At 72.4% G+C, this 23,960-nt stretch carries 19 protein-coding genes; 12 read left to right on the top strand and 7 right to left on the bottom strand.

Annotated elements, in window-relative coordinates; all coding sequences use genetic code 11:
- Positions 1–97 precede the first annotated feature (97 nt).
- Complete coding sequence (murI, locus tag ACFE8Y_RS04265; RefSeq protein ID WP_375463148.1) at positions 98–976, top strand: glutamate racemase; 879 nt, start codon at positions 98–100, stop codon at positions 974–976.
- 19 nt (positions 977–995) lie between these two features.
- Here murI and ACFE8Y_RS04260 read toward each other — a convergent pair whose 3' ends face one another.
- Both ACFE8Y_RS04260 and ACFE8Y_RS04255 read right to left on the bottom strand, forming a co-directional pair.
- Positions 996–2,843 carry a hypothetical protein gene (locus tag ACFE8Y_RS04260; protein ID WP_375463147.1) on the bottom strand — a complete coding sequence of 616 codons (1,848 nt, stop codon included), beginning with the start codon at positions 2,841–2,843 and terminating at the stop codon, positions 996–998.
- A gap of 16 nt (positions 2,844–2,859) precedes the next feature.
- Positions 2,860–3,126: a hypothetical protein gene (locus ACFE8Y_RS04255; RefSeq protein WP_375463161.1), complete on the bottom strand. Its 267-nt coding sequence runs from the start codon at positions 3,124–3,126 to the stop codon at positions 2,860–2,862.
- 1,033 nt (positions 3,127–4,159) lie between these two features.
- Between ACFE8Y_RS04255 and frc the strand changes: the two genes are divergently transcribed.
- Both frc and ACFE8Y_RS04245 read left to right on the top strand, forming a co-directional pair.
- A complete protein-coding gene (gene frc / locus ACFE8Y_RS04250; RefSeq protein ID WP_375463146.1) occupies positions 4,160–5,437 on the top strand; it encodes a formyl-CoA transferase in 1,278 nt (425 codons plus the stop codon).
- A 223-nt stretch (positions 5,438–5,660) separates the two neighbouring features.
- Positions 5,661–6,593, top strand: coding sequence for a methionyl-tRNA formyltransferase (locus ACFE8Y_RS04245; protein ID WP_375463145.1), 933 nt, complete (start codon positions 5,661–5,663; stop codon positions 6,591–6,593).
- A 33-nt stretch (positions 6,594–6,626) separates the two neighbouring features.
- Here ACFE8Y_RS04245 and ACFE8Y_RS04240 read toward each other — a convergent pair whose 3' ends face one another.
- The gene (locus ACFE8Y_RS04240; protein ID WP_375463144.1) at positions 6,627–7,277 is read right to left on the bottom strand and encodes a class II aldolase/adducin family protein; all 651 of its coding nucleotides are present in this window, start codon (positions 7,275–7,277) and stop codon (positions 6,627–6,629) included.
- Positions 7,278–7,689: 412 nt separating this feature from the next.
- Between ACFE8Y_RS04240 and ACFE8Y_RS04235 the strand changes: the two genes are divergently transcribed.
- The 5 genes from ACFE8Y_RS04235 (at position 7,690) to ACFE8Y_RS04215 (ending at position 11,082) form a co-directional block, all read left to right on the top strand.
- Positions 7,690–8,382: a GntR family transcriptional regulator gene (locus tag ACFE8Y_RS04235; RefSeq protein ID WP_375463143.1), complete on the top strand. Its 693-nt coding sequence runs from the start codon at positions 7,690–7,692 to the stop codon at positions 8,380–8,382.
- A gap of 170 nt (positions 8,383–8,552) precedes the next feature.
- Complete coding sequence (locus ACFE8Y_RS04230; protein WP_375463142.1) at positions 8,553–8,696, top strand: hypothetical protein; 144 nt, start codon at positions 8,553–8,555, stop codon at positions 8,694–8,696.
- A gap of 183 nt (positions 8,697–8,879) precedes the next feature.
- Entirely contained in the window at positions 8,880–9,944 is a 1,065-nt protein-coding gene (locus ACFE8Y_RS04225; RefSeq protein ID WP_375463141.1) for an HD-GYP domain-containing protein, read from the top strand.
- A gap of 290 nt (positions 9,945–10,234) precedes the next feature.
- Entirely contained in the window at positions 10,235–10,450 is a 216-nt protein-coding gene (locus tag ACFE8Y_RS04220; protein WP_375463140.1) for a hypothetical protein, read from the top strand.
- A gap of 125 nt (positions 10,451–10,575) precedes the next feature.
- Complete coding sequence (locus ACFE8Y_RS04215; RefSeq protein WP_375463139.1) at positions 10,576–11,082, top strand: CAP domain-containing protein; 507 nt, start codon at positions 10,576–10,578, stop codon at positions 11,080–11,082.
- 23 nt (positions 11,083–11,105) lie between these two features.
- On the opposite strand, the gene ACFE8Y_RS04210 is transcribed toward ACFE8Y_RS04215, so the two are convergent.
- Positions 11,106–12,083: a right-handed parallel beta-helix repeat-containing protein gene (locus ACFE8Y_RS04210; protein WP_375463138.1), complete on the bottom strand. Its 978-nt coding sequence runs from the start codon at positions 12,081–12,083 to the stop codon at positions 11,106–11,108.
- Between the two features lie 143 nt (positions 12,084–12,226).
- Between ACFE8Y_RS04210 and ACFE8Y_RS04205 the strand changes: the two genes are divergently transcribed.
- Together ACFE8Y_RS04205 and ACFE8Y_RS04200 are read left to right on the top strand one after the other, a co-directional pair.
- Entirely contained in the window at positions 12,227–14,380 is a 2,154-nt protein-coding gene (locus ACFE8Y_RS04205) for an FUSC family protein (protein WP_375463137.1), read from the top strand.
- Between the two features lie 75 nt (positions 14,381–14,455).
- A complete protein-coding gene (locus ACFE8Y_RS04200; RefSeq protein WP_375463136.1) occupies positions 14,456–15,892 on the top strand; it encodes a phospholipase D-like domain-containing protein in 1,437 nt (478 codons plus the stop codon).
- On the opposite strand, the gene ACFE8Y_RS04195 is transcribed toward ACFE8Y_RS04200, so the two are convergent.
- Positions 15,825–16,505: an endonuclease/exonuclease/phosphatase family protein gene (locus ACFE8Y_RS04195; protein ID WP_375463135.1), complete on the bottom strand. Its 681-nt coding sequence runs from the start codon at positions 16,503–16,505 to the stop codon at positions 15,825–15,827. The two genes, ACFE8Y_RS04200 and ACFE8Y_RS04195, sit on opposite strands and share 68 nt — an antisense overlap.
- A 302-nt stretch (positions 16,506–16,807) precedes the next feature.
- Between ACFE8Y_RS04195 and ACFE8Y_RS04190 the strand changes: the two genes are divergently transcribed.
- Both ACFE8Y_RS04190 and ACFE8Y_RS04185 read left to right on the top strand, forming a co-directional pair.
- Positions 16,808–18,055, top strand: a complete 1,248-nt coding sequence (locus tag ACFE8Y_RS04190; protein WP_375463134.1) for an exonuclease SbcCD subunit D — start codon at positions 16,808–16,810, stop codon at positions 18,053–18,055.
- 73 nt (positions 18,056–18,128) lie between these two features.
- Positions 18,129–21,590 (top strand): AAA family ATPase, encoded by a 3,462-nt coding sequence (locus ACFE8Y_RS04185; protein ID WP_375463133.1) that lies wholly within the window; start codon positions 18,129–18,131, stop codon positions 21,588–21,590.
- A gap of 8 nt (positions 21,591–21,598) precedes the next feature.
- On the opposite strand, the gene ACFE8Y_RS04180 is transcribed toward ACFE8Y_RS04185, so the two are convergent.
- Together ACFE8Y_RS04180 and ACFE8Y_RS04175 are read right to left on the bottom strand one after the other, a co-directional pair.
- Positions 21,599–23,089 carry a carboxypeptidase M32 gene (locus ACFE8Y_RS04180; protein ID WP_375463160.1) on the bottom strand — a complete coding sequence of 497 codons (1,491 nt, stop codon included), beginning with the start codon at positions 23,087–23,089 and terminating at the stop codon, positions 21,599–21,601.
- Between the two features lie 37 nt (positions 23,090–23,126).
- A complete protein-coding gene (locus ACFE8Y_RS04175; RefSeq protein WP_375463132.1) occupies positions 23,127–23,546 on the bottom strand; it encodes a DoxX family protein in 420 nt (139 codons plus the stop codon).
- Positions 23,547–23,960: the final 414 nt, after the last annotated feature.

Raw genomic sequence — 23,960 nt, 5'->3', positions numbered from 1 at the left:
CCCGGATCGCGCGGCGGGCCTTTTTGCAGCCTCAGTGAGGTGGCCTTAACCCGTCCCTCCGAGAATGCGAGGCTGTGGTGGCGGGATACGCGTTCTGATGCGGATCGATCTCATGGCCGGGGCGACCTTGTCGGCGGCGGCGTTGCGGGCGGCGCCCGAGCCGACCATCCTCGTGTTCGATTCGGGGCTCGGCGGCCTGACCGTCCTGGAGCAGGTGCGCCGCGCGCGGCCCGATGCCCGCTACGTCTACGCCGCGGACGACGCCGCCTTCCCCTACGGCCGGCTCCCGGAGGCGACCCTGATCCAGCGCGTGCTCGACGTGATCGGGCGCCTGATCGCAGCGCACCGGCCGGACCTCGTGGTGATCGCCTGCAACACGGCCTCGACCCTGGTGCTGCCGGCCCTGCGCCAGCGCTTCGCCACGCCCTTCGTCGGGGTGGTGCCGCCGATCAAGCCGGCCGCCGAGACCAGCCGTTCGCGCCTCGTCACGCTGCTGGCCACGCCCGGCACCGTCGCCCGCTCCTACACCCGCGACCTGATCGCGACCTACGCCGGACCTTGCGCGGTGACCTCGGTCGGCTCAGGCAATCTGGCCGGGTACGCCGAGGCGGAGTTCGCCGGGCTGCCGGTGGACGATGCGGCAATCGGTGCCGAGATCGCGCCGTGCTTCGTCACCGCCGCGGACGGGCGGCGCACCGACGTGGTCTGCCTCGCCTGCACCCACTACCCGCTCCTGCTCGCGCGCTTCGAGCGCCTCGCCCCGTGGCCCGTGACCTGGATCGATCCGGCTCCGGCCATCGCCCGCCGGGTGCTCCAGCTCCTCGGCGGCAGGCCGCGCGGGGCCCGGTCCGACGAGGGTCCCGTGCTCGGCACCTTCACCGGCGGCGCCTGCCTGACGGAGCCGCTGCGCGCGTCGCTGGCGCGGCGCGGGGTGCCGTCGCTCGCCGTCGATCCGATGCCGCCGACGCTGCAGTAGCGCGGCGATCGGTCGGGTCTCAGGCGGCGGGCGCGGGCCGTTCCCGCTTGGACCACGCGCCCAGGGTCTCCGCCCGCTCCTGCCACAGGATCTCGTCCGGATCGTCCGCCTGCGGGATCGCGTCTGGACGATCCGCGCCCATCGCCACGAGCGCCGCGCGGGTGTCGGGATCGTGCGCCATCCGGTCGAGGGCGGCGCGGTCGCGGCAGGTCAGCCGGCCCGCGTCGAGGCGGGCGTAGACCCGGCCGGTGTCGGGGTCCGCGAAGCGGATCGTGCGCATCCGGCGGGCGCACTGGCGCAGGAACGCCGTGTTCCGCTCCGGCGCCAGGGCGGCGGCGTCGGGGTACACCGCCTCCGGGCCGGCGGCGTCGATGTTGATCTTGGTGTAGCGATCGATGTCGATGAGGCAGGACGGGTCCAGCACCGTCAGGTCGCCGTTCCGGCCGAAGGCCACGGTGCGAGGGCGCTCCCCCAGCGGGACGCTGTTGTCGAGGAACTCGTACTGCACCTGCTTGTCCGCCTTGGCGGCCCAGGTGAAGAACAGCTCCGGCATGCCGGTGAAGGCCTCGACGTTGTGCGCCAGGAGGTCGTCGACCGCCTTGTACCGGCCGAACATCTGCCCGCGCTTCCAGGCGCGCTCGACGGTGGCGTCCGGCGGCGTGATCATGAACAGCATGAAGACGCGGTGGCCGAAGCGGGTGAGGAGCTGGCTACCGTCCTGCGTGCCGGAATCGGCGTTGAAGCTGTCGAACCGGAACCGGTCGATCAGCAGGTGGGACATGCGGCCCTCCTGCGCCTTGCGGGCCATGTAGCGGTCGAGCTTGCGGTCGACGATCTCGACCTCGTGGCCGGTGAGCGTGCCGGCGTAGCCGATCGCCGGGCCGATCGAATCGTAGTCCAGCAGGAATTTCCGCCAGATGTCGGGGGTGATCACCGCGAAGTCCGACCAGGAGACGCCGAGGCGGCCGGCGAGCATCCGCTGCAGCGGGCGCATCGTGCTCTTGCCCGAGGCCGAGGCGCCCTTGACGTTCATCACGATCGGCTCGGCCTGCCCGCCGACGCGCACGTAGCCCTCGCGCGCCACCGCGTCGGCGAACCACGGCTCGATCAGGCGTCCGATCCGCCGGCTGCCCTCGTCGTTGGTGACGAGATCAGTGGCGAGCCGCGCCAGCAGCGCCCGGTCGCCGATGAGCTTGCCGCGGTGCCGGATGATCCCCGACACGACCTTCATCAGGGCCGCGCTCGCCGAGACCTCCAGCGGCTCCCCCCCCGCCGCGGCGCGGGCGCACCAGCCGGCGAGGTGTTCGAGCGCCCGCTCCTCCAGCGTGCGGGTCTCGGCGGCGGGCCGGGCGGGGGGACGGGGCGCGAGGCCCAGCATCGTGCGCCAACCCCGAGGCGGCGCGACCTCCGGCGACGGCCCGGCTCTCGCGAAGACGATGTCCAGGGCCGCGCCGATCCGTGCAGCGGCCTCCGATCGCGCGTCCGCGAACGCCCGGTCGATCGCATCCTGGTGCGGCGCGAGGTAGTGCGCCAGGATGTGGGCGGCGATCGCGCGGAAGTTGACGCCGAGATCGCCGTAGGTCTCGCCGACCGGAACGGAGAGGTCGGCCATCACGCGGATCAGCAGCTCGTGGACGACGAGGCGCTCGGGGCGGAAGGCTGCGATCTCCCGCATGGCGAGGCCGGAGAAGGCGGAGAGCTCGCCGGCCTCGGCGAACGGCGTCGAGACGTTCTCCGGCCGGTAGATCGTGGAGAGCGGCAGGAACCGGCGCGGCAGCGTCGATTCGATGCCGGGGTTCCAGGGGCCGCGCTCCACGGCCCCGTCGTCCGGCAGGGCGTAGCCGGCGTGGAGGGCCACGGGCGTCATCGCGCCGCCGATCGCGTCAGGCCGCCTCGGCCGGCGCGCGGAACAGGCTGGCGCAGCCGGCGCCGCGATGCATGCTCAGGATCGAGGCGCGATCGATCTCGGGATGGGCGGCGAGCACGTGACGGACGCATTCGACCACCCTCTCGTACTGGCCGGCCTCGTAGTTCTCTTCCAGAGGGCTGACGGCGATGTAGGTCTCGACCACCAGCACGCGCTGCGCACGATCCTGCGTCACCTCGACGGCGATCCACGAGGACTTGATGAGGCGGGAACTGGACAGCATGGGCGTACCTCCGCGAGTCTTGGCTCGTATGCGAGCATTATTTCCGCCAGGATGAACCCGGACCTTGCCGTTGCCAAGCACCTTGCTGTCACCAAGCACCTTGCTGTCACCAAGCACCTTGCTGTCACCAAGCACCTTGCGCTTGTCGAACACCCTGCCGCCGCCGAGCGTGTTTACCGACACGCGGAACCGCGCGCACCGGAAAGCGCGCCGCCCGCAGGACGAGGACCGGCCCAACCATCGATCACGGTCCCGCCACGTGGCCCCGGCGGGACGGCGCGCTCGGCCGGATCGCTCGACGGTGAGGTCCCAGGACCGGACGCGAACTGGTTTTGGCACCGCAAAATACGTTTTCGCAGGTGCGAGAAGCGTGCAAGTCTTTGCCGCGCTCGTCCGCGAGCTTTGCAAATGCATCGCCCCACTCCAGGGTGTGTTCGTTCGAAACGTTGCCAATTCGCCATGAACATCGACAACCGAAGCCTCAAGGTCGAGTGGCATATTGCATACCAAACCACTTTGCGCCAACCTGCCGCGCAAAGGCCGATGAGTCGGTTACAAGAAGGTGCTCGGGATGGAACGTCGGGACGGTTCGTCGGTGGAATGGTGTCGGCTCGACCTCGGCGTGCTGCGCACGGCGATGATCGCCGACCTGCATGGCGGTCGCATGCGGCCGGTGCGCCCACTCCGGCCCGACCGGCGCGCGCAACCGCGCCGCCGCGATCCTTGCGCTGTCACGATCCTTGCGCTGTCACGATCCTTGCGCCGTCCGTCCTCATGCGCCTGCGCCCTCGCTGTGGTGGCGGGCAGGATGCTTCCCACAGGCCAAGCGTGATCCTCGCAGGCCGGCTGAGAAGCCGGATCGGTGCCGGGCGGGCGTGCGGGGCTTGACGGTCGGGGCGCGGCAGGCAGGGTGTCGCTTCTTGACAGTCGTGCGGACCTGAGACTCGAACGCACCTCGGCCGGACGCGCCTCATGAGGGACCGGGCGAAGACCAAGTTCTTTCCAACGACAATTCCAGATCCGAGACAGACCGATGAGCAAGGCCCTCGAAGGCATCAAAATCCTGGACTTCACCCACGTCCAGTCCGGCCCGACCTGCACGCAGCTGCTCGCGTGGTTCGGCGCCGACGTGATCAAGGTCGAGCGGCCGGGAGCGGGCGACGCGACCCGCGGCCAGCTTCAGGACATCCCGGACGTGGACAGCCTGTACTTCACTATGCTGAACCACAACAAGCGCTCGATCACCCTCGACTCCAAGACGCCCAAGGGCAAGGACGTGCTCTGGCGGCTGGTGAAGGAGTGCGATGTCCTCGTCGAGAACTTCGCCCCCGGCGCTCTCGCCCGCATGGGCCTGACCTGGGAGAAGATCCACGAGGCCAACCCGCGCCTGATCCTCGCCTCGGTGAAGGGCTTCGGGCCCGGCCGCTACGAGGATTGCAAGGTCTACGAGAACGTCGCCCAGTGCGCCGGCGGGTCGGCGTCGACGACCGGGTTCCGCGACGGCATCCCGATGGTCACCGGCGCCCAGATCGGGGATTCCGGCACCGGCCTGCACCTGGCGCTCGGCATCGTCACGGCCCTCTACCACCGCACCGCGACCGGCCTGGGGCAGAGGGTCGACTGCGCGATGCAGGACAGCGTGCTCAACCTGTGCCGGGTGAAGCTGCGCGACCAGCAGCGCCTCGAACGCGGCCCGCTGCGGGAATACAGCCAGTTCGGCGAGGGCATTCCCTTCGGCGACGCCACGCCGCGGGCCGGCAACGATTCCGGCGGCGGCCAGCCCGGGCGCATCCTGAAGTGCAAGGGCTGGGAGCAGGATCCCGACGCCTACCTCTACTTCATCACGCAGGCCGTGGTGTGGGATCCGATCTGCGACATCATCGGCGAGCCCGACTGGAAGACCGATCCCGGCTACGCCACCCCCAAGGCGCGGCTGCCGCACCTCAACGAGATCTTCACCCGCATCGAAGCCTGGACGATGAAGCACGACAAGTTCGAGGCGATGGACATCCTCAACGCCTACGACATCCCGTGCGGCCCGATCCTGTCGATGAAGGAGATCGCCGCCGACGAGGCGCTGCGCAAGACCGGCACGATCGTCGAGGTGGATCATCCGACCCGCGGCACGTACCTGACCGTCGGGAACCCGATCAAGCTCTCGGCGAGTCCCTGCGAGGTCACCCGCTCTCCGCTGCTGGGCGAGCATACCGACGAGATCCTGCGCGACGTCCTGAAGTACTCCGAGGCGGAGGTTGCGGAGATCGCGGAGTCCGGCGCGATCGGCCAGGTCCGGAAGATCGCGGCCGAGTAGGCCCTCGCCCCGCGGCGCTGCGGATTGCGGGACGTAGGCCACCTCCGAGAGGAAGAGGCGATCCTGTCGGCTTGACCGGCATGCCGGGCGGGCTCTTTATGACCGTGCCCGATCCGAGCGGATCGGGCACGGTCGTGAGCCGTTGTCGTGCCGCGCTCACCGCCGCCGAACCGCTCTCCACGGCTTGGGAGGCGCGCGTTGAAATCAGCCCCAAGAGCCTCCCATGCGCATCGCCTTCATCGGACAGCAGGATTTCGGCAAGGCGGTGCTCGACGCGTTCCTGGCGCGGGGCGACGCGGTCGCGGGCGTGTTCTGCGCGCCGGAGAAGGAGGGCGCCAAGCCCGACGTCCTCAAGACCGCCGCGATCGAGCACCGGCTCCCGGTGTTCCAGTTCCCGAACCTGAAGAGCCCCGAGGCCGAGGCGGCGATGCGGGCGCTGAGCGCCGACATCGGCGTGATGGCCTACGTGCTGCAGTTCGCCCCGCAGGCCTTCGTCAACATCCCCACGCACGGCACCATCCAGTACCATCCCTCCCTGCTGCCGCGGTACCGTGGGCCGTCCTCGATCAACTGGCCGATCGCCCGGGGCGACACGCGAACGGGGCTGACCATCTTCCGTCCGACCGACGGGTTGGACGAGGGTCCCGTCATCCTGCAGAAGACCTGCGACATCGGCCCCGATGACACCCTAGGCGAGGTGTACTTCAACCGGCTCTTCCCGATGGGCGTGGCGGCCATGCTGGAGGCGGCCGACCTCGTGGTCGCCGGACGGCACGTCGAGATCGATCAGGACGAGGCTGCGGCGAGCTACGAGGGCTGGTTCCGCGCCCGCGAGGCGGCAATCAACTGGTCGGCCCATGCCGGCCAGATCTACGACCTGATCCGCGCGGCCGATCCCGCCCCCGGCGCCTGGACGACGCTCGGCGGCGCCAAGCTCCAGCTCTTCGACTGCCGCCTGCACCCGGTGCGCACCCTCGGCGGGGTGAAGGGCAAGGTCGGCGAGGTGATCGCGGTCGGCGAGCAGTCGATCCGCGTGACCGCGCAAGGGGGGCAGATCGAGATCTTCAAGGTCAAGATCGAGGGCGGGAAGAAGATGTCGGCGGCCGCGTTCGCCGGGGGCGGCAGCCTCGGGGCGGGAACCATCCTCGGCGCCTGATCGTCCGCGCGTCGGCCGGCGGCCCCCATCGCCCTACGCCGCGCTCAACCCGTACCCTTTGAAGCGCTCGACCGTCCGAACGATCTCGTCGTCGGGCAACACCACCGGCGCTCCGACCTGGAGGGCCACGGCGTAGTGCCGACACAGGGTCTCTAATTCGACCGCGAGCCACAGGGCCTTCTCCAGGCTCGCCCCCGTGGCGATCATGCCGTGGTTGGCGAGGAGGCAGCAGGCACGGTCCTCCAGCGCCGCGAGCGCCAGGGCCGAGAGTTCCGGCGTGCCATAGGGAGCGTAGGGCGCGCATCGGACGGTCGGACCACCCGCGGCGGCGATCATGTAGTGCACGGCCGGAATGTCGCGCCCGCAGATGGCAAACGCGGTGCAGTAGTCGGGGTGGGCGTGCACCACCGCGCCGACCTCCCCGCGCTGCGCCAGGATGTCCCGGTGGAAGCGCCATTCGGAGGAGGGTTTCAACGGATGGTCGAAGCCGCCATCCATGCCCAGGAGGACGATGTCCTCGGCGCTCATGCGCGCGCTGGGCAGGCCCGAGGGCGTCACGAGGAGACCGTCCCGCCAGCGCACCGAAACGTTGCCGGAGGTGCCCCGGTTCAGACCGAGGGCGTCGAGGCTGCGTGCGGCCTCGACGATCGATTGGCGGACTTGGCGTTCGTCTAGGACCGTCATCGCGGGACTCTCGTGCGCCCTGTAAATGCCGTCCGCTATCCCCCGGGAGCATGTGCGCTGCAAGTCTCGTCCGCCGCAAGTCTCGTCCGCCGCAAGTCTCGCGACGCCCGTGCGGAGCCGCTTGAGCGCGAAGGACGCCGTCGGTTGCGATCCGGCCGCGGCTCGGCGATCCCTGCCTCTTCGAGCAACCTGCACGCCGTGCGCGAGACGACCCTGAGACACCGCGAGGAAGTGGAGCACCGTCGCCGCACGCAGGCGAACCGCGTCAGGCTTCGGCGCCGGCCCCTTCGCCATCAACAGGATCAAGCCGTCGCGAACCCTAGGCGTCTGCAAGGGTTTCGGTTAGGTCTCCGTGGACGCAGGACGATCCTGTCCGGCCGCGTCGTGCCCAAGGGCGACGTCTGGAACGTCCATGACGAACAATGACTCGCTGCGCATCAAGCCGATCGTCGCCAGTTCGAGCCTGCGCACCCTGGCCTACGAGGCCCTGAAGTCCTTCATCACCAACATGGACATCTACGGACGTCCGGACGAGGTGCGCCTCGACGAGCGCAAGCTCTCGCAGGATCTCGGCGTCAGCCGCACGCCGGTGCGCGAGGCCCTGACGGTTCTCGAGCAGGAGGGCTTCGTCCGCTCCGAGGCGCGGCGCGGCGTCTTCGTCATCAAGAAGACCAAGAAGGAGATCGTCGGGATGATCCACGCCTGGGCGGCGCTGGAGAGCATGGCATCCCGCCTCGCCTGCGAGCGCGCGACCGATGCCGAACTTCGATCGCTCCGCGAAGCGTTCCCGGAGTTCTACGAGGGCCGTCCGGCCGAGCACATCGACGAGTACTCCGACGCCAACATCCGCTTCCATCAGACGATCATCTCGCTCGGCCAATGCGCGGTCATCTCCGAGTTGTCGAGCAACCTGCTGATGCACGTGCGCGGCATCCGGAACACCGCCCTGCGCCAGGGAACCCGCGCCGAGGCTTCGATCCGCGAGCACGTGGCGATCATCAAGTCGCTCGAAGCCCGCGACGGGGAAGCGGCGGAACGCCTCGTGCGCGACCACGGCATCGGGCTTGCCCGACACGTCGATACCTACGGCGCCTACCTCAACTGAGGCGGGCGAGGCCGGCGCAACGGTCCGCCCCCATGCGACGGCAGCAGGCGATCCGTCGGCGGACGCTCCGTGCATGCGCCCTCGGCATGCTTGGCATGTGGCATTTGGTATACCACCTTGCATCGCATCACAGCATTTAATGCACTGCAACACGCGCAGTGGATTTCGCCATGCTGACCACCTTCGTCGCCCTCCTCGCACCCCTCGTGAGCCTTCAGGTCCTGCTCGTCGTCACGCTCGCCGATTCGCTCACGAACGGTGCCGAGACCCGCAGCGCCGTCGGCGCCGCCACCCGCCGGGCCCAGGCCGCCTAGAGCCTCGCGTCGCTCGACCGCGCTGGAAGCGGCCGGAACGCGCGCCCGCTGACGGGCCCACCCGTGCTGGAGAGCGGACGCGGAGCGGTTTTGCGCGTGCGTAAGTAGCCGGGAACCATTCACTCACGAATTTCGGTGTAGCATCAACAAATCGTTGATGGCGCGGAATGAGGAGTGCCGGCGGTGGCACAGGGCGCCCCGAGCCGGGCCGAGCAGGAGCCTTTCGTTCTCCTGATCACCGACCGTCCCGACGCGCGGCGGCCGCTCGCGCGGGCGATCGAGCGGGTGATCGCGTGCCGGACCGTCGGACCCGGCCTGTCCCCCGTGGGCGGGCGCCCGCGACTGATCGTCATCGATCTCGACCCGTCGGGCGTCGACCGGGCCTATGCGGACGCCGTCGTCGTCCGGGGCGGTCGGTTGCCGAGCCTCGTCCTGCGGCGCGACGGGCCTCCGTCCGCGCCGGCATCCCCGACCCTCCGAAGCCTGCCGGCGAACGCGCCGCAGGAGACCATCCTGGCCGGCATCTTCGGGATGATCGAGGAGGACGGCCTGCGCGCGCGCCGCCTCGCTGCCCGGAGCGCGTCCGCCACCGGCATCGTCGCCGAGATGTTCGATTCCGCGGCGCTGGGAGCCGGGCTGCAGCAGGCGGACGCCGATCGCGGAACGGAGATCGTCCTGGAGGCCGTGTCCGAGGCCGGCGTCGGCGACTGGCTCGCCACGGTCTGGCGGTACGATACCGGCGTCTACCAGCACACCCTGGGCGTTGCCGGATATGCCGCCGCCTTCGGGTCCCAGATCGGGCTCGGCCGCGCCGACCATCACCGCTTGGCGAAGGCCGCGCTCCTGCACGACATCGGCAAGTCGCGCATCCCCTCGGAGATCCTCAACAAGCCCGCAGGCCTCACCCCCGAGGAACAGCGCCTCATGCGCCGTCACCCGGACATCGGAGCCGATCTCCTCGTCGCACAGGGCGGTTTCGAACCGGCGATCATCGACGTCGTACGCCACCACCACGAACGGATCGACGGCACCGGATATCCCGCCGGCCTCTCCGGCAGCGCCATCGCCGACCTCGTCCGCGTCGTCGCGATCTGCGACGTGTTCTCCGCGCTGACCGAGCGGCGCTCGTACCGGGACGCGATCGCGTCGTCGGAGGCGCTGGCGACCATGGTGCGGATGCGGGGGCATCTCGACGTCGCGCTGATGCGGACCTTCGAGCCCGTCGCGCGGAGCGGCACGTTCGTGTGACCGGCGGATCGGGCTCCCCGTCGGCGGTTTCGGTCGGTGCGAGGCTCGCCCGGCGGGCCAGGGGAGCGCACGGCCGGCGGCGGAGCCGAGCGGGCGTGGCGGCCCGCAATCCCGGGCTCCGGCTGGTATCCGCAAGGTCTCCGAGGCCTGCTCCTCGACCGGGTCTGCGAGGTCCGTTTCCGGCACAACTTGGCATTCCTGCCGGAGGCTGCGGTTGCCGAGCCCATCGACAGTCGCGCGCGTGCTGGTAGCATGCTTCGGTCACTCGGGGGCCGCCGCGGAGTTGTGCGATGAACGGGGTCTTGTTCCTCTACTTCACGGCCTGCATGGCCGCCGCGCCGGACACCTGTGAAACCCGGCGCCTTCCGCTGGACGTCGCCACGCCCCGTGCCTGTCAGCACGTTGCACAGCCGCAACTCGCGCGCTGGATCGACGAGCACCCGGGCTATCGCATCGCGGCATGGCGGTGCGGCGCCCCCGTGCGCGATCCCGGCACCCGGATCTGAGGGCGCGTGGCGCCGGCGGCACAGCCGGACGATATGCCGGCCCCATCAAGGCCGAACGCCCCGGTTTCGCCGCATCGCGCGGGACAAGGCAGGCACCGCCTTCCTCGCCGCAGAACCCGGATCCGATGCCCCATCCCGTCGCCCGCCGCGTCCGCGCCCTCGCCGCCGCCGGCCTCGTCGCGCTCGCCCTGTCCGCCTGCGGCACGCCGACGATCGTCGAGGGACCGGTCGGACTCGTGAGCCCGGTGATCCTCGACGAGGCTGCCGCGGCCGCCGCGATCTCCCGCTACCGGGCGCGGCACGGCCTCGGTCCGGTGGTCGTCGATCCCGGCCTCGTCATCGCCGCGGCCTATCAGGCCGGGACGAACGCGCAGGCCGGCGTGCTCAGCCACGAGATCGGCGGCAGCTTCGCGTCGCGGATGGCCTCGGCCGGCCTCGGCCGGTCGTGGTCGGCCGAGAACCTCAGCGCCGGGTCCGAGACCTTCGACCAGGTGCTGGCCCGCTGGAAGGCCTCGCCCGAGCACGACCGCAACATGCTGCTGCCGCAGATCCGCCGGGTCGGCATCGCCCGCGTCGACGCGCCGGGCACCCGCTACAAGCGCTTCTGGGCGCTGGTGATGGCCGGCGGCTGAGCGCGGGGTCTTCGGCTCGGGACCTACTCGACCGTGTTCGGCGCGACGACGTTGCCGGTCCCGCCGTCCGCGTCGTCGAGGCTGCTGCCGAACGGGTAGCCGGCATCCTCGCCGCAGTAGAGCCGCCAGCCGCCGCGCGAATTCACGACGATCGCCGTCGCGCCGAACAGGCCCCCGCCCCCGGAGAAGACGTTGCCGGTGACGACGTTGTCCGACGGCGTCTGGTGGCGCACCGTGCCGCCCTCCCCGCAATTGCGGTAGAGGCGCACGCCGCCCCGTCCGTGCAGCTCGAACCGGTTGCCGGTGATGCGGTTGCGCGCCGAGCCGTCGACGGCGACGGCCTCCCGGCCGGTGTCGACGGAGACGGTGTTGCCCGCGATGACGTTGTCGGCGCTCTCGGCGTCGAGGTAGAGCGCGGTGGAGCCCGACCGTCCGGTCAGGGTCGAACCCGTCAGGGTGAACCGCGTCACGCCCGGCGCGAGGTAGAGCGGGATATGCCCCAGCGCCGTGATCGTCGAATCGCGGATGCTTACGTCGGTGGGCGCGGCCGCCTGCGCGCGCTCGGTATGGCCGCGGCCGTGCGAGGAGACCTTGAGCGCCGCCCCCTGCCCGTTCACCGCCATGCCCCAGATCCGGACATGGCCGAGGATGCGGCAGTCGCGGATCGTGATGCCGGACGGCCGGGACCACGCGCCGTTCCCGCCGACCAGCGCCCGCGAGCGGATCTCGACCGCGAAGTCCGCGAGCGCCGGCGCCGGCTCGGCCCGCCCGAGGGTCGCGCCGTTGCAGTCGATGTCCACGCCGGAGGCCTCCGCGCCCTCCAGGATCACGCGCCGCGCGACGTGATCGTCGGGCCCGAGGCGGATCGAGCAGCGCAGGGTCACGCTCCCGTCGCCGGGGACCGGCGGCGACAGGAGGCGGGCACGGGTCGCCCCGTCGCAGGCGGGCGCCGAGACGGTCTCGACGATGGCCGGCCGGTCCGGTGGCAGCGTGAGGATCATAGGCCCTGCCTGCCAGCAGAGGAAGGCGATTTCGGGATCGGGTCGCGCAGGGCCGGAATGACCGTGCCGATGGTTCCGCGAAGGCGCGCGCAGTCCTACACCGTCGCGTGCGCAGGCGCGTCGTCGGCGCAGGAGCCGCGCGCTTGCCCAGAGCCATCCCGACCGACCCGGAGGAGCCTGCGCCGCGGGACGCGGGCGGGACGCGGCGGCGCAGGATCGCGGGCGCGCGCGGCAGCCTCGGCCGGCCCGGGGCCGACCTGACGCGCCTGCCGGTGGCCCTCGACCCGCGCGCCCTGAGCCTCGTCGAGGGCGTGCGCGCGGCCTTCGCCTTCGCCATCGTGCTGGTGGCCAACGCCTGGATTCAGTGGCCGCCGCTGCTGACCATGGCGCTGGCCGCCAACCTCGCCTGCTTCTGCGACACCGGCGGGCCGATCCGCATCCGCCTGCGCGTCCTCACCGCCTTCTCGGTCCTCGGCGGGCTGATCTGGGGCGGGTTCGGGCTGATGCTGCCCTTCGGTCCGTGGGTGGTGGTGCCGGCCGCCTGCGCGGTCATCTTCGCCTGCGCCTACGCCCGGGTGTGGAGCGTCCAGACGCAGGCCGCGGGCAACGTCCTCGTGGTGGTGCTGTCCATCGCCCTCGATCGGCCGCTCGGCCCGGCGCAGGCCGCGTCCATCGCGGCGATGTTCCTGGCCGGGGGCCTGTGGGCGACGTTCCTCGCCCTCGTCCTGTGGCGCCTGCATCCCTACCGCCCGGCTCACCGCGCGGTGGCCGAGGTCTGGCACGCGCTGGCCCGGCTCACCGGCGACCTGGAGGACCTCGCCGCCGCGCCGGTGACGATCGCCGCCGCCTTCGATGAGCATGCCCGCGGCCACCGGCGGGGCGTGCGCGCCGGAATCGAGACCGCGCGCGCCCTCCTCGTCGATCTCGCGCGCGCGCGCGAGCGGGTTTCCGAGCGCACGGGCCAGGCGCTCCTCCGGCTCGAGACCGCCGAGCAGATCTTCTCCGCGCTGATCGGGATCGCCGAGCTGATCGAGAGCGCGCCCGAGCCGCACCGGCGCGCGGCGGCCAAGACGTTCCTGCGGCGGCTGCGCCCGCTGCTCGTGGCCATCGCACGCGCCATCCGCGACGACGTCGATCTCGATCTGCCGCGCCTGGAGCCGGCGATCGCGCGGGCCGCCGACGGGCTCGCTGCGGCACCGATCCTGGCGCGGCTCGCCGACCGGATCGTCGAGCGGGTGCGGATCGGCGCCAAGCTCTCGACCCCCGAGGGCTACCGCCCCGGCGGCGCGCTGCCCGACGGCGGCCGCCTGGACTGGCGCGCAAGGGTCTTCGGGCCGCTGCGCACGAACTTCACCCCCGCCTCGGCCAACCTCCGCCACGCCGTGCGCGCGAGCGCCGTCTGCGCACCGGTGCTCGCCGCGACCCAGATCTGGGCCGGCCCGTTCACGCACTGGCTGGTGATGACGGTCGTGCTGACGATGCAGCCGTTCTATGCGGCGACGTGGCAGCGGGCGCTGGAGCGCATCGGCGGCACGGTGCTCGGCGGCCTCGTCGGGGCGCTGCTCGCTCACCTCGCGACTACGCCGCCGGCGCAGGTGGCCCTGATCCTGCCGCTCAGCATCGTCGGCTTTGCCGCGCGCCAAGTCAGCTACGGCGTCTTCGTCGCCTGCCTGACCCCGCTGATCGTGCTGCTCGTCGAGGTGATCAGCCCGGGCTATTCCTCCTGGGAGGTCGTGGGCATGCGCGCGCTCTTCACCGTGCTGGGCGGCGCGATCGCGGTGATGGGCTGCCTCGTGCTCTGGCCGGTCTGGGAGCCGGATCAGGTCCGCAAGGAGCTGCGCCGGGCGCTCGCGGCGCATGCGGACTTCGCCGACGCGGCGCTCGCGCAGGCACCGGCCCACACGCGCGAGGCGGCGCTGTCGCGTTGCGCGCGCGTGAGCGGCCTCGCGCTCAACGACCTCGAAGCCGCCCTCTCGCGTGCCCTGCAGCAGCCGCGGGCCGGGCACCACCCGGAGGTGGAGGCCGCGATGGTCGCCGATGCGACGTTGCGCCGGATCAGCGCCCGGCTCACCGTTCTCCGTCACGCCCGCGGCACGGCGTCCCCGGACGATGGCGCGTGGAGCGCCTGGATCACGGGGACCTTGCGGGCGCTCGCCGAAGGGTGCGAGAGGCTACCCGACCGGCCGGAGGGCACCCGGAGCCCATCGCTCGGCCGCCTCGTGGCTCAAGCGGCCCTCTTGACGGAGACGCTGCGCCCCGGCCAAGCCCGCGCATCAGCGTCCCGGTCATCCTCGTGAAAGCTTCGTCGCGGCGGATCGCACATCGCGGCTATATCGGCTCCCGGATGGCGGCGGCCGGAGCGGACGGAATCCTTGGAGAACGCACTTTATCTCTGGCTCGAATCCACCGCCCTCCTGCGGGCGGACGTGGCGGCCCTCATCGGCACCGCGCTGGCCTTCTCCGTCACCGTCCATGCGCTGCTGCGCAAGCGCCGGGTCAGCGTCGTCGTCGGCTGGATCGGGCTGGCGTGGCTCTCGCCCGTCTTCGGCACCGTGCTCTACCTCCTGTTCGGGATCAACCGGGTCTCGCGCCGCGCGCGCAAGTTCCGCAGCAAGCCGTCCGCGGCGCCGAATGACGCGAGCACCGAGGACGCCGTCGTCCCGGAGGTGATGTGGCCCCTCGATCGGGCGGTGCGGCGCATCACCGGCCTGCCCGCGCTCGGTGGAAACGCCGTGCGCCTGTTCCGCAACGGCGACGAGGCCTACCCGGCGATGCTGGCGGCGATCGGCCGGGCGCGGGCCAGCATCGCCCTGTCGAGCTACATCTTTCGCGATGACGCGACCGGTCGGGCCTTCTGCGGGGCGCTGGCCGAGGCGCGGGCGCGCGGCGTTGCGGTTCGCGTGATCATCGACGGGATCGGCGGCGGCTACTTCCGCGCGGCGGCCTATCGCCGGCTGCGGGCCGACGCGGTCCCCGCCGCGCTGTTCATGCACTCCGGCCTGCCCTGGCGGATGCCGTTCCTGAACCTGCGCTCCCACAAGAAGCTCCTGATCCTCGACGGGCGCGAGGCCTTCACCGGGGGCTTGAACATCTCCCAGCCGAACCGCCTCAGGGCGCGGCCCGCGCATCCGATCCGCGACACGCACTTCCACCTTCGCGGTCCGGTGGTCGAGCAGCTGATGCTGGCGTTCGCCGCCGACTGGGCCTTCGCCGACGGCGGCGCGCTGGACGGCGAGGCGTGGTTCCCGAACCTCGAACCCACCGGCCCCTCGCTCGCCCGGGTCGTGGTCTCGGGGCCGGACGCGGATGTCGAGAAGATCGAATCCGTGATCCTCCAGGCGCTCGCCTGCGCCCGGACCTCCTTCCGCCTCGTCACCCCCTACTTCCTGCCGGACGAGGTGGTGATGAGCGCGCTGGCGCTCGCCGCGCAGCGCGGCATCGCCGTCGACGTGATCGTGCCGCGGGTCAGCGATCACCGCACCATCGACTGGGCCGCGCGGGCCCACGTCGCGCCGCTGATCCGCAGCGGGGTCCGGATCTGGCTCGACGCGCCGCCCTTCGACCACTCGAAGGCCGTGGTGGTGGACGGGGCGTGGTGCTTCGTCGGCAGCGCGAACTGGGACATGCGCAGCTTCCGCCTGAACTTCGAGCTGAACGTCGAGATCTACGACGCGCGGCTTGCAGCCCAGCTCGAAGCCTTCATGCGGGCCAAGATGGAGACGCCGCTGACGCTGGAGGCCCTCAACGATCGCGTCCTGCCCGTCCGTCTGCGCGACGCAGCCGTGCGACTGCTGCTGCCATACCTGTGAGGCGGCCCCGCCCCGGCACCTCGGCCGGAGGCGCCGGGGCGAGGTGCACCACGATCGGCCGGTGGTCGGACGGCCCGCGCGGCAGCACCGCGTGCCCGCCGCAGACGAGGCCGCGCACGAGGCAGCGGTCGAGGCGGAGCGGCAGCACGTCCACCATCGCGTGGGTCGGCTGGCGCGGGCCCACGTCGCGGAAGCCCGGCACCATCGCCGGCCCGACGATGTTGTAGTCGCCGAGCACGGCTGCGCGCTCGGGCAGCGTGCCGACGATCCGCCGAAGCTGGCGCCGGTTCAGCATCTGCCCGTGCGAGAGGTGGACGTTGGCGATCCCGAAATCACCCAGATCGAGGATCTGGCAGACCCGGTGCACCAGCGCGCCGGACGGCAGCCGGACGATGCTCGGCGCGCACGTCCACGGCGTCGGGCTCCACATCGCGAGCCCGTGAATCCGGCCCGGCAGCGGCGCCCAGGCGTAGACGCCGCCGAGGCGGTCGCGGAGGCCCGCGATGTCGCGGGTCGCCTCCTGCATCAGCAGCAGGTCCGGCCGCTCCTGCTCGATCAGGGCGACGATGTTGTCCACCGCCGCCCCGGTCCGGCGCAGCAGGTTCCAGCTCACGATCTTCCGCGAGGTCGTCGCGGCGTCGGCTTGGCGGAGTGGAGCGGCTGCGACCGAAGCGGGCCCGACCGGGACGAGAGGAACAGGAGACCTGCGCATTCGGGCCGTTCGCGCTCCTGGCGGCCTCCAAGAGGCGGGATGCGGGGAAGGATGCAGCGATTGGACCGCCGCGCTTCAACGCGCGATGCCCGATCGCGTTGCCCTGTTGACGCAGCCGGCCTGCGCCCTTGAGCGCGCGCGGCCGAACGGCGAGAACCCTTCGGCGAACGAACGTCCGGCTTCGAGACCCGCATACCCGATCCATGACGCGCTTCACGTTCATCCACGCCGCCGACCTGCACCTCGGCAGCCCGCTCGCCGGGCTCGCCTCGCGCGATGCGGAGATCGCGCTTCGCTTCGCCGCGGCCGGGCGCCGGGCGTTCGAGGACCTCGTCACCCTGGCGATCGAGGGGGCGGTGGCGTTCCTGATCGTGGCCGGCGACGTGTACGACGGCGATTGGGCGGACCACGCGATCGGGCTGTTCTTCGCCCGGCAGGTCGCCCGCCTCGACCGGGCCGGCATCCCCGTGATCCTGGTGCGCGGCAACCACGATGCCGAGAGCGTCATCACCCGGACGATCACCCTGCCGGGCAACGTGCTGACCTTCCCGACCGCGCGGGCCGACACCCACCGCCTCGCCGCGTTCAAGGTGGCGCTCCACGGCCGCAGCTTCCCGAACCGGGCCGTCGACGAGAACCTGTCGCTCACTTATCCCTCCGCCGTGCCGGGCTGGTTCAACGTCGGCGTGCTGCACACCTCCTGCACCGGCCACGCCGCGCACGCGACCTACGCCCCCTGCTCGCTCGCCGACCTGCGCGCCCGCGGCTACGAATACTGGGCGTTGGGCCACATCCACGAGTACGCCGAACTGTCCCGGGATCCCTGGATCCTGTTCCCCGGCAACCTCCAGGGCCGCAGCATCCGCGAGTGCGGGCCGAAGGGCGCGGTGGCGGTCGACGTCGCCGACGGGCGGGTGAGCGCGGTCCGGCGCCTCGTCGTCGACCACGCCCGCTTCCACCGCCTCACCGTGGCCCTCGACGATGCGGCGACCGAGCGCGCGGCGATCTCGGCCATCGAAGCGGCGCTGCGCCCGCTCGCGGCGCTGGCCGAGGGCCGCCTGCTCGCGGTGCGCGTGCACCTGACCGGGCAGACGGCGGCCCACGACCGCCTCGCCGCCGACCGCGAGGGCCTGACCGCCGAGATCCAGGCCGCGGCCGGGCGCGTCCACCACGACATCTGGCTGGAGACGCTGAAGATCGAGACCGCGCGGCCGCGCGCGGCCGCCGAGGGCGCGCCGACGGGCTTCTCCGCGGCGATCGATCCGGCGACGCTGCTCGCCGACATCGACCGCGATCCCGAGTTCCGCGCACGCGCCCGGGCCGCGCTCGCCGAGATCGCCGCGAAGATGCCCGCCGCGGACGAGGATGCGGATCTTACCGCCGATCTCGACGCCCTGTGCCGGGAAGCCGAGGCGGTGATCCTCGGCCGACTCCATGGGCGCTCGTGCTGACGCGCGTGCCCGACACCGCACGGGGCGCGGGTGCTCGAAGCCTGCTCCGCCCGGCCGCCGCGGGAGGCGCCCCATGCGCCTGCTGAGCCTCGACCTCGAACGCTACGGCCCCTTCACCGCGAAGCGGGTGGAGTTCCGGCCAGACGCGCGCCTGCACGTGGTGCTCGGCGCCAACGAGGCCGGCAAGAGTTCGGCGCTCGCCGCCGTCACCGACCTGCTGTTCGGCATCGAGGCGCGGACGGCCTACGCCTTCCTGCACGAGATGCCGCAGATGCGGATCGGTGCCGAGATCCGCGCCGCGGACGGGCGCGGGCTGAGCTTCCGCCGCCGCAAGGGCAACCGCAACACCCTGGTCGACGCGGGCGACGCGGCGCTCTCCGAGATCGCGCTCGCCCCCTTCCTCGGCGGCCTGACCCGCGAGGTGTTCTGCCGCGCCTTCGGCCTCGATGCGGGCTCGCTCCGCGCCGGGGCCAGAGAGATGCTGAACGTCGACGGCGAGCTCGGGGCCAGCCTGTTCGCGGCGGCCTCGGGCCTGCGCGGCTACGGCACGCTCCAGAAGGCGCTCGACGAGGAGTCGGACCGGATCTTCGCGCCGCGGGCCTCGCAGAAGCGCAGCTTCTATCAGGCGCTGGACCGCTACGAGGAGGCCCGCCGGGCGATCCGCGAGACCGGCCTGCGCGCCGGCGACTGGCGCGAGCTGAACGAGGAGATCGCGGCGGCCGGCCACGCCCTCGACGCGATCCGGGCGGAGCGGACGCGCATCGCCGCCGAGCAGGCGCGGCTCGCGCGGCTGAGGCGGGTCGGCCCGCTGATCGCCGAGATCGACGCGGCGGCCGAGCGCGGCCGGGTCCACGCCGATCTGCCCGAGGCGTCGGATTCCTGGATCGACCGCCTCGGGGCGGGACTGCGATCGGTGGAGGCCGCCGCGATCGAGGAGGCGAGGACCGCCGCATTGCTGGCGGAGGCGACGGCGGATCTGGCCGCGCTCAGCGTCGACGCCGCGCCGATCGCGCGCACCGACGCCATCGAGGCGGCCTATCGCGGCATCGCCCGGTTCGACAAGGACGGGCTCGACCTGCCCCGGCTTCAGGCCGAGGCCGACGGGTTCGCGCGGGACCTCGACCATCTCGCGGTGCGGATCGGGGTTGCCGGCGGGGACGCCCTCAAGGCCGGCCAGCCGAGCGACGCCACCAGCACCCGGATCGAGGGCCTGATCCGCACCGGCCGCGAACTCGCGGCCGGGCTCGGCCGGCTGCGCCAGGAGCTGTCAGCCCGCCGCGCGGAGCATGCCCGCCTCCGGACCACCGGACCGGCCGAGACCCCGCCCGTCGATCCGGCGCCGCTGCGCAGCGACCTCAAGGCCTTCCTCGGCCTCCACGGCGAGGTGGCGCGGCGGGACGACCTCGATCGGACCGTCCGGCGCGAGGCCGGGCTGCTGTGGATGCAGGCGGCGCGGCTGTCGCCCCCGGTCTCAGACCTCGCCGCCCTGATGCAGGCCGGCCTGCCCTCGCACGCGGCGATCGCCCGGTTCCGGCGCGACCTCGAGGCGCTGGAGCGCAATCGTGACCGCGCGACCGACCGGCATGCGGCGGCCCTGCACCTCGTCGCCGAGACCGAGGCGCGCCTGCGCCGCCGCGAGGCGGGCCGGCCGATCCCGAGCCGGGCCGATCTCCTCGCCCTGCGCATCGAGCGCGACGGCCTGCTCGATCCCCTGCGCGCCCTCGGGCCGGACCCGTCCGCGCCGGGTGCCGCCGAGGCCCTGTCGCGCTACGTGGCCGCCGTGGGGCGCGCGGATCGGGCCGCGGATGCGCTCGTCGCCGATGCCGCGCGCGCCGCCGAGCAGGCAGCCGACCGCGCGCGCCTGGAGGCCGAGCAGGCCGAGGCCGAGGCGCTCGGTGTGAGGCTCGCCGAGGCCGAGGCGAGCCTCGACGCGGCGGAAGCCGGCTGGCGCGCGTGCTGGGCGGCGGCGGGGATCGCTCCCGCACCGCCGGCCGAGATGGCGGCGTGGCTCACCGAGGTCGAAACTCTGTTCGAATCGCAGCAGGCGATCGAGGCGCAGAGCATCGAGCAGGTGCGGATCGCCGCCCGCGTCGAGCGCTTCCGGGCGCCGCTCGCCGATCTCGCGCTGCGGGCGGGGCTCGCGGATCTCGCCGGCCTCGATGTCGGGCTCGGCCTTGCCCGGTTGGAGGAACGCATCGCCGCCCTGTCCGCCGACTGGGACGCCAACCGCGAGGTCCAGGCCCGCGCTGCGGCGCTCGCCGAGCAGATCGCCCGGATCGAGGCCGAGCTGTCCGCGCTGCAGGCGCGCGAGGGTGCGTGGCGCGAGGCCTGGACCGGCGCGGTATCCAGGATCGGCCTCGCGCCCGGAGCAGATCCCGAGGAGGCCGACAGCGCGCTCGCGGCGTGGCGCGCCGTCCCGACCGTGCTGACCGCGCTGGAGCGCCAGCAGCGCCGCATCGACGGCCTGCGCCGCGACATGGAGGCCTATCGCGCCGACGTCGAAGACCTCGCCGTCGAGCTCGCGCCCGACCTCGGCGCCCTGCCGACGACGGCGGCGATGAAGGCCCTGCACGGCAGGCTGCAGGACGCGCTGAAGGGCGAATCGCGCCGGGCCGAGCTCGGCCGCCGCCGCGCCGCGGTGCAGGCGGCGCACGCGGCGGCCGTGCGTACCGCGGCGCGCGCGCGAGAGGGTCTGGCCGAGCACGTCGCGGGCACGGCCGGTGCCGCCGAGCCGGCCGTGCTCCACGAGCGCCTCGTCGCCCGCCGCAGCGTTCAGGCCGAGCTGCACGCCCGCCGCGCCGAGCTGGCGCGGGCCGCCGACGGGATCGCCGAGGCGACGCTCCGGGCCGAGCTCGCCGCGAGCGATCCCGACGCGATCGAGGCGGCCCTGCGCAGCCTCAGCATGGCGGACGACGATCTCGACCAGCGCGGCAAGGCCGCCTTCGCCGACCGCGACCGGGGCGAGCGCCGCCGCGAGGTCCTGGAGGGCGGGACGGGCGCCGAGCGCGCGCTCGCCCAGCGGCGGGCGGCCGAGGCCGAGTTGCGGGCCGCCGCGCGGCAATATGCCGTGCTGAAGCTCGCGAGCCTGCTCCTCGGCACCGCGATCGGCCGTCAGCGGGCCGGCCAGCAGGACCCGCTGCTGATGCGGGCCGGCGCGGTGCTGGCCGCGCTGACCGGCGGCGCCTTCGCGGGGTTGGCGCAGGAATACGATGCCGACGACAAGGCGCTCATCGTCGCCCGGCGCGCATCGGGCCAGACCGTCCACGTGGACGGCCTCAGCGAGGGCACCCGGGATCAGCTCTACCTCGCCCTGCGGCTGGCCTACCTGGAGGACTACGCCGCCCGGGCCGAGCCGGCCCCCTTCATCGGCGACGACCTGTTCTCCACCTTCGACGACGCGCGCACCGCCCACGGGCTCGAAGCGCTGGCCTCGATCGGCGGCACGGTCCAGCCGATCCTGTTCACGCATCACCGCCACGTCGCCGACCTCGCGCGCGCACGCCTCGGCGAGGCCGTCGATGTGCTGAACCTGTAGACGGCCCGTCAGGCCGTCGCGCCGTAGCGCGTGTCCAGGTGCGCCAGGAACGCCTCCGTCCCGAGGGATGCCCCGGTCGCCTGCTCCAGCACGGCGTCCGTCCCGAGGAGGCTCCCCTTCTCGTGCACCTGCGCGCGCAGCCAGCCGCGCAGCGGCCCGAAGTCGCCCCGCGCGAGGCCGGGCAGGATGCCGGGCTCGGCCTGCTTGGCGCTGTCGAACAGTTGCGCCGCGGCCATCGCGCCCAGCGTGTAGGTCGGGAAGTAGCCCCAGGCGCCGCTCGGCCAGTGGATGTCCTGCAGGCAGCCGACGCGGTCGTTCGGCACGGTGAGCCCGAGCAGATCGGCCATCCCGTCGTTGAACGCGCCGGGCAGGTCGGCCACGGCGAGGTCGCCCGCGATCATCGCCGATTCGAGGTCGTAGCGCAGCAGGATGTGCGCCGGGTAGGTCGCCTCGTCGGCATCCACGCGGATGAAGCCGGGCTCGACCCGCGTGTGCAGCCGGTGCAGGTTCTCGGGCGTCCAGGGGGCGCCATCGCGGCCGAATTCCTCCCGAACCAGGGGCGCCAGGAACTCGAAGAATTCGGGGCTGCGGCAGGCCTGCATCTCGACGATGAGCGACTGGCTCTCGTGCAGGCTCATGCCGCGGGCCTTGCCGACCGGCTGGTGGCGCCACGCGCCCGGGCAGCCCTGCTCGTACAGGGCGTGGCCGGTCTCGTGCAGCACGCCCATCAGCGCCCGGCCGAAATCGGCCTCGTCATAGCGGGTGGTGATCCGCACGTCGTCGGTGGCGCCGCCGCAGAACGGGTGCAGGCTGATGTCGAGGCGCCCGCGCGTGAAATCGAACCCGAGCGCGCCCATCAGCGCCAGTCCGAGCCGGCGCTGCCCTTCCACCGGGAACGGTCCGTCGAGGGGGAGCGGGGCGGGCTCCCGCGCCTGCCGTTCGCGGGCTCGCGCGACGAGGCCGGGAAGCCGGGCGCGCAGCTCCGAGAAGAGCGGGTCGATCGTCGCCCGGCGCATGCCGGGATCGTACGCGTCGAGCAGCGCGTCGTAGGGTTGCAGCCCGAGCGCCGCGCCCTTGATCGTGCCGATCTCGCGCTGGAGCCGGAGCACCTCGGCGAGATACGGCAGCAGCATGGCGAAATCGGTCTGCGCGCGGGCCTCGCGCCAGACCATCTCGGCCTTCGAGATCGCCCGCGAACTCGCCTCGACGAGGTCGCCCGGCACCGCCGAGGCGTGGGCGTGGACGCGGCGCATCTCCTGAAGATTGGCCCGCTGCCAGGGGTCGAGGGCGCCCTCCTCCACGGCCGCGAGCGCGTCGGCGGTCTCGGATGCGGTCAGGATCTCGTGGGCGAGGCCGTGCAAGGTCGCGAGTTGGTCGGCCCGGCCGTCGGCCGCGCCGTCCGGCATCAGGGTCTGGCAGTCCCAGCCGAGGATGCCGGCGGCGTCACTGAGCGCGTCGAGGCGCGCGAAGCGGCGTTCCAGGCTGGAATAGGCGTTCACGATGCGCAACCCCGCGGCGACGATGCTCCGGAGCCCGTCATAAAGGGTCATCCACGTCGCGAACACCCCGCGACGGAGCCCGGTGCCAGTCGCGACGCCATGGGAAGACCGCACGCAGCGCACCGTCGCGCAGCCACAGGCCGCCCCACATCGCGAGGCCGAGATAGGCGTCGAACAGGAGGTGGGTAAAGAGCGGGCTTGCGATCCGCCCATGGGCAGCGACCGCGCCGCCGAGCACGGCGGTCATCAGGATGGCGCCGAGCAAAGCCGTCCACGGGAAGACGTGGAGCAGGACGCAGATCGCCTCGATCACGCCGATCGCGAAACCGGCCTCTCCCGGCCAGCCGAGCGCCTGGAGCGTTTGCGCCACCACGGGCAGGCGGATCAGCTTGATGGCGACATCGAACGCCATGAACAGCACGAACAGGGCGCTCAGCACCCGGCCGGCCCATCGCATCACCGGGGTCGTGACGGAGAGGGTGGGCCTCGGCTCACGCGAGGGTCGGGAGAGGGGAACGCCCTGTCCGGCATCGTCGCTCCCCTCACCCGACTTGAGCTCGCGGGCCACCCTCTCCCGCAGAAGCTGCCGGATTCACACAGCTCGCGACATGTTCCGACATGTTCCGAAAGGGCGCGGGGCCCCTCTCCCCGCTTGCGGGGAGAGGCCCGGCTGCACCTCGTCGTGCAGCCGGGAAGCGAGAGGCGAAGCCGAAGCGGCGTGAGGGGGCGCGAACGGATATGCCTGCTCCGGTTTCGCCCCCTCACCGTCGGCTGCCGCCTTGGCCCACGCCGACGACGAGGTCGTCGCGGCCCTCTCCCCGCAAGCGGGGCGAGGGGATGCGCGCCTGCCGAACCGCCAAGTCTTGCCGAA

Source organism: uncultured Methylobacterium sp. (genome assembly GCF_964242245.1).
GTDB lineage: Bacteria > Pseudomonadota > Alphaproteobacteria > Rhizobiales > Beijerinckiaceae > Methylobacterium.
Note: the sequence above shows the minus strand (reverse complement) of the source record. Positions and strands in the feature narration are given on the sequence as shown.